Source organism: Candidatus Obscuribacterales bacterium (assembly GCA_036703605.1).
Taxonomy (GTDB): domain Bacteria; phylum Cyanobacteriota; class Cyanobacteriia; order RECH01; family RECH01; genus RECH01.
Genome location: DATNRH010000553.1, coordinates 1 through 6,289 on the forward strand (window position 1 = coordinate 1; position 6,289 = coordinate 6,289).

Consider the following 6,289-nt stretch of genomic DNA (forward strand, 5'->3'; position numbering starts at 1 on the left):
GGTAGTAGCCTGAATGGCAGCCAGGGGGGTTCTCAGTTCGTGGGCGGCATCTGCTGTGAACTGTTGGATGTTGCGGTATGACATTTGCACCGGCTCTAGCGCCACTCCCGCCAGCCACCACCCCGCCACGGCAATCAAGGCCAGCGCCAAGGGGAAACCTAAGGCCATATTCCAGCGAACAGTAGCTAAGTAGGCTGCAAAGTCGTTAAGCGAACGACCTACCACGACCCGACCCACTAACTGCTGATCATCTAGAGCATACAGAGGCAGAACCACTTGGCGGTAGGGCCGACCGGATGAATCATGCAACGTTTTCCAGAGAGCAGCAGCATCGGGGCTGGATAGCCCTTGGGGATAATCACCAGCGCTGGCGACTAATTGCCCGTTGGTGCCTAGCACCCGGATATAGTAATTGCCGGAGTATAGGTCATCAGGGTGATAGTGGTTGTGGCTATGCTCAAAGGGGGCCAGGCAGGGGTCCCCCGTTAGGCAAAGGTTTGGAAGCAGGTCAGAGGAACCGCTCTCAATCTGACTATTGGCTGTGAGAGATTTTTCTAAGTTATCGTGAACGGCTTCGGCGACCGATTTTAGCTCTCGATCGGCTGCTACCCGATGGGCATGGGCAATGGCCTCGTACATGCCCAGGGCACTAATGGCCAAGACGATGGCCATCACACCGGTATACCAACCGGTGAGTTGCCAGCGGCTGCGGCGAAATAGTCTATTCAGTTTTGAACCGGTATCCCATGCCATAGACGGTTTCAATCATGTAGTCACAGTCATACTGCCCCAATTTGCGGCGCAGCAGCCGAACCTGGGCTGCTACTACGTTGCTAATGGGTTCAGCGCCAAATTCCCAAAGCTGGTTGAGCACCTGCTCTTGGGTAAGAATCTGATTGGGGTGCTCCATCAAATATTGCAGGAGCTGAAACTCTTTTTGGGTCAGTGACATCGTCTGCTCAGCAGCGGTGCCACTGTAAAGAAGAGCAATTCTGCGATCGCAGTCTAGCGTCAGGGCTCCAATTTGGATTTGGGCTGGTCTAAAGTCAGCGGGGCGTCGTCTCAAGGCCCGCAACCGGGCCAACAACTCATCCATGCTGAAGGGTTTGACTAGATAGTCGTCGGCCCCGGCATCAAGCCCCGCAATGCGATCTTCGATGCGATCGTTTGCGGTCAGCATGAGAATTGGGAGAGCATTCTGCTGCGCCCGTAGCCAGCGACAAATCTCCAGACCATTTAGCCCCGGCAGCATCCAGTCAAGTACTCCCAACACGTAAGTGACAGTGCTGCTCTCCAGATAGGTCAGCGCTTCATCCCCAGACTGCACCCAGTCCACCACGTAGGCTTCTTGGGTTAGGGTGCGCTTAATTGCTCGCCCCAGGTCGGGCTCATCTTCAACCAGCAAAATACGCATGAATACTTGCTCAAGCTACAGGTAGAAGCGGTAGCAGCACGTAGCTGCACAATATTGCTACTCAAAAATACCACCTGATCATGAAACCACAATGAAATCGAGCACGGCATGCTACTCCAGTCAGTGAAGAGACCTTGAAAGAAACCCGGCTTTCTAACAATTGCTGGAGATTAGCTGACTGCCTGACACATCTCTGGAAACCCTTGAATTCTGGTGAGTTTTAGATTTTGTAAGTACCTTGATCAAGGCTTTTGACCTTGACCTTGTGGTTTCGTCTCCCAAATCAACGATGGAATGAAACGTTGAGGTACTTGTGTCAGTCAGTCAGAGAAGTTAGGCAGCTCCATGGACAGGAGTTTTGCCATTAAGAGAGCCTACCCCGAGACGCACCTCAATAGTGCCAAAGTTCATCTTCATGCCGCACATAAACTTGTACTCGCCAGGCTGAGTGGGTGTGAACTCCACCGGGACAGTTTTGCCTTCAGGTAGATCTACCGCGATACCGAATTCAGGAATCAGCAGTTGAGCATAGCAGCTGCTGGGGGTCTCCCGCCGAACATCGAGCCGCACGGGTCGACCCGCTTCGACAATAATGTGGTTGGGTTGATAGCCCTTCGCTGCCGTTACCGTGGCCGTTTGAATACCCTCAGGGGTGAGAGTTGCCTCCATTGCCTTTGCCGATGGAATGGGGGCTGCTGTGGGTGCCCCTACAGGATGGTGCTGCTGGTTGGGGGGGCCGCTGTCGTCGCCGCTACAGGGGGACTTACGTCGCCGTGGTTGGCTACCACCTCTACGGTGCCGCGAAACATATTCATGCCGCAGGCAAACTCATAGCGACCGGGCTTGGGTGGGGATGAACGCGATCGCCGTGGTCTGGTTCACCGGCAGTGCCCGGGCAATGCGAAAGTCAGGGAAGCGAACCTCTTCGAGGCAACTGCTGGGGTCTTTGCGGTAGAAGGTGAGCTGCACCGGCTGCCCGGCCTGCACTACAATGTGGCTGGGGTCGTAGCCGCCATCAACGGTGACGGTGACCTCTTGCACGCCGCCGGTTGTGGTGGCCTTGCGAGACTTAGGCTTGCTGAGCAAGAACCACCACAGCTCTAGCTCAATCAGGCTCAAGCCTGACCCGGTGACGGCAGCGCTCGACCACAGCGGTTGCTCAATCAAAGATGGGGTAGAGAATGCCTGCCGCAATCGGGATACCTGCGACGTTGTAGATAAAGGCGAAGAACAGTTTTTGGCGAATGTTAGCCATGGTGGCGCGGGAAAGCTGAATGGCGGTGCCAATGCCGTGTAGGTCGCCGGAGATCAGGGTGATGTCGCTGGCAGCGATCGCCACATCCGTGCCGGTGCCAATCGCCATGCCCACATCAGCCTGGGCTAGGGCTGGGGCATCGTTAATGCCATCGCCCACCATCGCCACAACCTTGCCTTCCCATTGCAGGCGTTTGACCTGGGCTGACTTTTGATCGGGGCGCACTTCAGCAAAGACGCGGGTAATGCCAACTTCGCGGGCGATCGCCTCGGCGGTGCGGCGGTTGTCGCCGGTCAACATCACCACCTCCAGACCCATGCGTTGTAGAGTACGAATAGCAGCAGCAGAGGAGGGTTTGACCGCATCGGCAATACCAAGAATGGCTTCGACTTGGCCATCGATCGCCAACCATACCACCGTGCGACCCAGGGATTCGGTGTGTTCCCCTTGTTGTTGCAGGCGATCGGTGGCGATGCCGAGTTCGTTCATCCAGTGGTGGGTACCAATCTGCACGTGCTGCCCGGCAACGACACCCTGGACACCGCTGCCCGCCACGGCTTCAAAGTCTTGAGAATCGACTAAGGTCACCCCTTGGGCTTGGGCGTAGTTGACAACCGCTTCGGCCAGGGGATGCTCGGAGTTACGTTCCAGAGAGCCCGCCAGTTTTAGTAAATGCAGCTCGGTGGCGGTGCCGTTCACAGTCAGGTAATCCGTCACAGTCGGCTTGCCCTGGGTAACCGTCCCTGTTTTATCCAGCACGATCGCCTGAATGTTGTGAGCCAGCTCCAGGCTGTCGGCCCCTTTGATCAAAATGCCGTTCTCAGCGCCTTTGCCGGTGCCTACCATGATCGAGGTGGGCGTGGCCAAACCCAGGGCACAGGGGCAAGCAATAATCAGCACGCCCACGGTGGTAATCAGCGCCATCGTCACGTTGCCCATGACGTTGTACCAGACGATAAAGGTGAGAATGGCGATCGCAATTACCGCTGGCACAAACCAGGACGTAACTTGGTCGGCTAGTTTCTGAATCGGGGTCTTCGACCCTTGGGCCTGCTGCACCAGCTTGACGATCTGGGCTAAAAATGTATCTTTGCCGACACGGGTGGCGCGAAACTTGAAGCTGCCGGTTTTATTCAGCGTTGCCCCAATCACCTCATCCCCCACGGTTTTCTGCACGGGCACGCTTTCGCCCGTCACCATCGCCTCATCAAGGGTAGAAGCTCCATCAACAATTTGGCCATCCACCGGAATTTTTTCCCCAGGCCGCACTAGAATCACGTCGCCCAGCACCACCTCAGCAATGGGAATGTCATACTCTCGTCCATCGCGGATGACCCGTGCGGTTTTGACCTGCAAGCCCATCAGCTTGCGAATAGCTTCAGAGGTCTGGCCCTTGGCCCGGTTTTCCAGCAGTCGTCCCAGCAAAATCAGGGCAATGATCACGGCGGCGGCTTCAAAGTACGCATCCGGGTTGAGCCCTTGGTCAATAAACCACTGAGGGTAAACTGTGGGCAACAGCGAATAGAGAAAGGCAGTGCCCGTGCCCACGGCCACCAGCGTGTCCATGCTAGCGGAGTGTCGTTTGAGGGCTTTTCAGGCATTGACGAAAAAGGAATTACCCGCCCAGAACAGCACGGGCATAGTCAGCACCAGCTGGAACCAAGGGTTGTGCAGCCACATGGGAATGAAGGGAATCGGCAGGCCCGTCATCATCGGCAGCGAGCCAACCACCAAAATGCCACCGACACCTAGACTGAACACAGCTTTTCGGGTGAGTTTGCGGTTTTCGGCGTCTCGCTCTCTCCGCTCGGCATCGTCCTCGGTGGCAAAAACGTCTTCATCTAGTAGCTGGGCAGTGTAGCCGGCCTCATCTACCGCTGCCTGAATGTAGGTGAGGTTCGTTTGGCGGGAGTCGTAGGTGACGGCGGCTTGCTCAGCCCCAAAGTTGACACTGCATGCCTCTACACCGGGCACGGCGCGAATGGCGGCTTCAATACTGCTGGCGCATGAGGCACAGCTCATGCCCCGCAGTTTTAACAGTTGATTTTCCATCGTTTGCTTCCTATTTGCATTGGTTTGTAGGAGTCGGTGACTGAGGAACTAAGCCACGGTGTAGCCTGCGGCGGTAATCGCCTGTTTGATATCGGCTTCAGAGGCTTCGGTCGCAACGGTGACCGCTTTGGTTTTGGTATCAGCGCTGACTTGGGCCGCCGCATCGACGGCGTGAATGGCTCGGGTGACAGTCTCGACACAGGCCGAGCAGGCCAGGTTAGGAACAGTGAGAATAAGGGTGATGGATCAACCTCCAAAATTGCTATGGATCTATCTTGGAGGCTCCAACTCACTGGAGAATCAAGGGGGTCAGTGTATCGTTATGAGGTCTTTTGTTACGAACCGGTCATGCCTGCCCGTAGGATCCTTAAGTTAAAGGGGGAAAGGCGATCTGCTACCATTCGCTACTGAGTACTGGAGCAGCCTAGGACAAGCGTTTGGACGGAGTGAGCAAACGCTTGTTCTACCATCATTTCCCTATGCTAGGCCGCTCATACCAGTTTAATGTGAAGCAACATAGAACAGTGCTTCCAGGATGAAGTTGTAGGCAGAAATCGATGCAACCTGCTCTAGTGTTAGTTGATCAAATAGTTCTTGAACCCGCTCCCGTAAAGTTTGCAGGCATTGCTGAATCGATAGATGATTTGCCCTCATCCCCAACCCTTCTCCCGAGGGAGAAGGGAGCTAGCCCTCTCCCGAGGGAGAGGGCGGATTTAGGACTTCATACTTGTATTCAGCAACGCCAGTTTGCAGAAATGGAAAGATCTGATGTTTGAGCGACTGCTTCAGCAACTGCCAAAGTCTCTCTATAGGGTTGAGTTCAGGACTCTGAGAGGGTTAAACCAAAGGAATAAGCTTCTCAGAGCAACGGATCGCCGTTGTCATATGGTCCGGTGCTTGGTCAAGGTGTAAAATCGCCCAATCTTCTCCCAATTGCTTAGACAACCAATCCAAAAAGCCCTGAAAACATGCCCGGTTAAGTGCGGGATACTCGTGGAGGAAGTGGTCTCCCGTCAACGGGACAATCGCTCCGTCAATCCAGACATTCTCTCGCCCCCATGGCACCTTCACCGTGGGCTTCACCCCCTTGGCCGTGATGACGTTGCCTGTCTGGGTCTGCAGACCAACTCGGGTTTCATCCTGGCATAAATCATGAATCACGTTGCCCTGTGCTAAAAGGGTTTCCAGTGCTAACAGGGCGGCTCCAAGTTTTTTGGAATTCTATCCGCCAGGATTGACCATTAAAGTTTTGGTTGCTTGGTCAATGATTTTGTTCTGGGGGTCTTACACAAACTATCTCCCGCACTCACGGCATTTGAAGTTTTGTTTACCGCTATGGATTTTGTCGTTTTTGGCCCCATGAGTTGACTGACAAGCGAGGCAAGGGGGGTGGGGATCAGACATGGATCTTTTGGGAAAACTGTTATCTTCTTATCCTTACATCTTTAGGACTACCCGTGCAACAATGCCGGTTAAGACTATAAGGTCAGTCCAAGCAGATCTTTCTGTATAAGGTGTAAAAATGATAGTGCCAATTGAAAATATTGTTCTGACACCTTCAAGCTATT

General features: G+C 54.4%; 6 protein-coding genes and 1 pseudogene. All 7 read right to left on the minus strand.

Annotation, left to right across the window (positions count from 1 at the left end):
- Positions 1-753 (minus strand): histidine kinase dimerization/phospho-acceptor domain-containing protein (locus tag V6D20_11840; protein ID HEY9816471.1); only part of this gene is annotated, 753 nt, incomplete at its 3' end.
- Positions 722-1,414, minus strand: coding sequence for a two-component system response regulator RppA (rppA, locus tag V6D20_11845; GenBank protein ID HEY9816472.1), 693 nt, complete (start codon positions 1,412-1,414; stop codon positions 722-724). The genes V6D20_11840 and rppA, both read right to left, overlap by 32 nt.
- A gap of 333 nt (positions 1,415-1,747) precedes the next feature.
- A complete protein-coding gene (locus V6D20_11850) occupies positions 1,748-2,083 on the minus strand; it encodes a cupredoxin domain-containing protein (GenBank protein ID HEY9816473.1) in 336 nt (111 codons plus the stop codon).
- A 159-nt stretch (positions 2,084-2,242) separates the two neighbouring features.
- Positions 2,243-2,581: a cupredoxin domain-containing protein gene (locus V6D20_11855; protein ID HEY9816474.1), complete on the minus strand. Its 339-nt coding sequence runs from the start codon at positions 2,579-2,581 to the stop codon at positions 2,243-2,245.
- A pseudogene (locus V6D20_11860) lies at positions 2,574-4,250 on the minus strand (copper-translocating P-type ATPase). The gene V6D20_11855 and the pseudogene V6D20_11860 overlap by 8 nt, the downstream one beginning before the upstream one ends.
- Before the next feature lie 12 nt (positions 4,251-4,262).
- Positions 4,263-4,721 (minus strand): cation transporter, encoded by a 459-nt coding sequence (locus V6D20_11865; GenBank protein HEY9816475.1) that lies wholly within the window; start codon positions 4,719-4,721, stop codon positions 4,263-4,265.
- A gap of 837 nt (positions 4,722-5,558) precedes the next feature.
- The gene (locus V6D20_11870) at positions 5,559-5,882 is read right to left on the minus strand and encodes a transposase (GenBank protein ID HEY9816476.1); all 324 of its coding nucleotides are present in this window, start codon (positions 5,880-5,882) and stop codon (positions 5,559-5,561) included.
- Positions 5,883-6,289 lie beyond the last annotated feature (407 nt).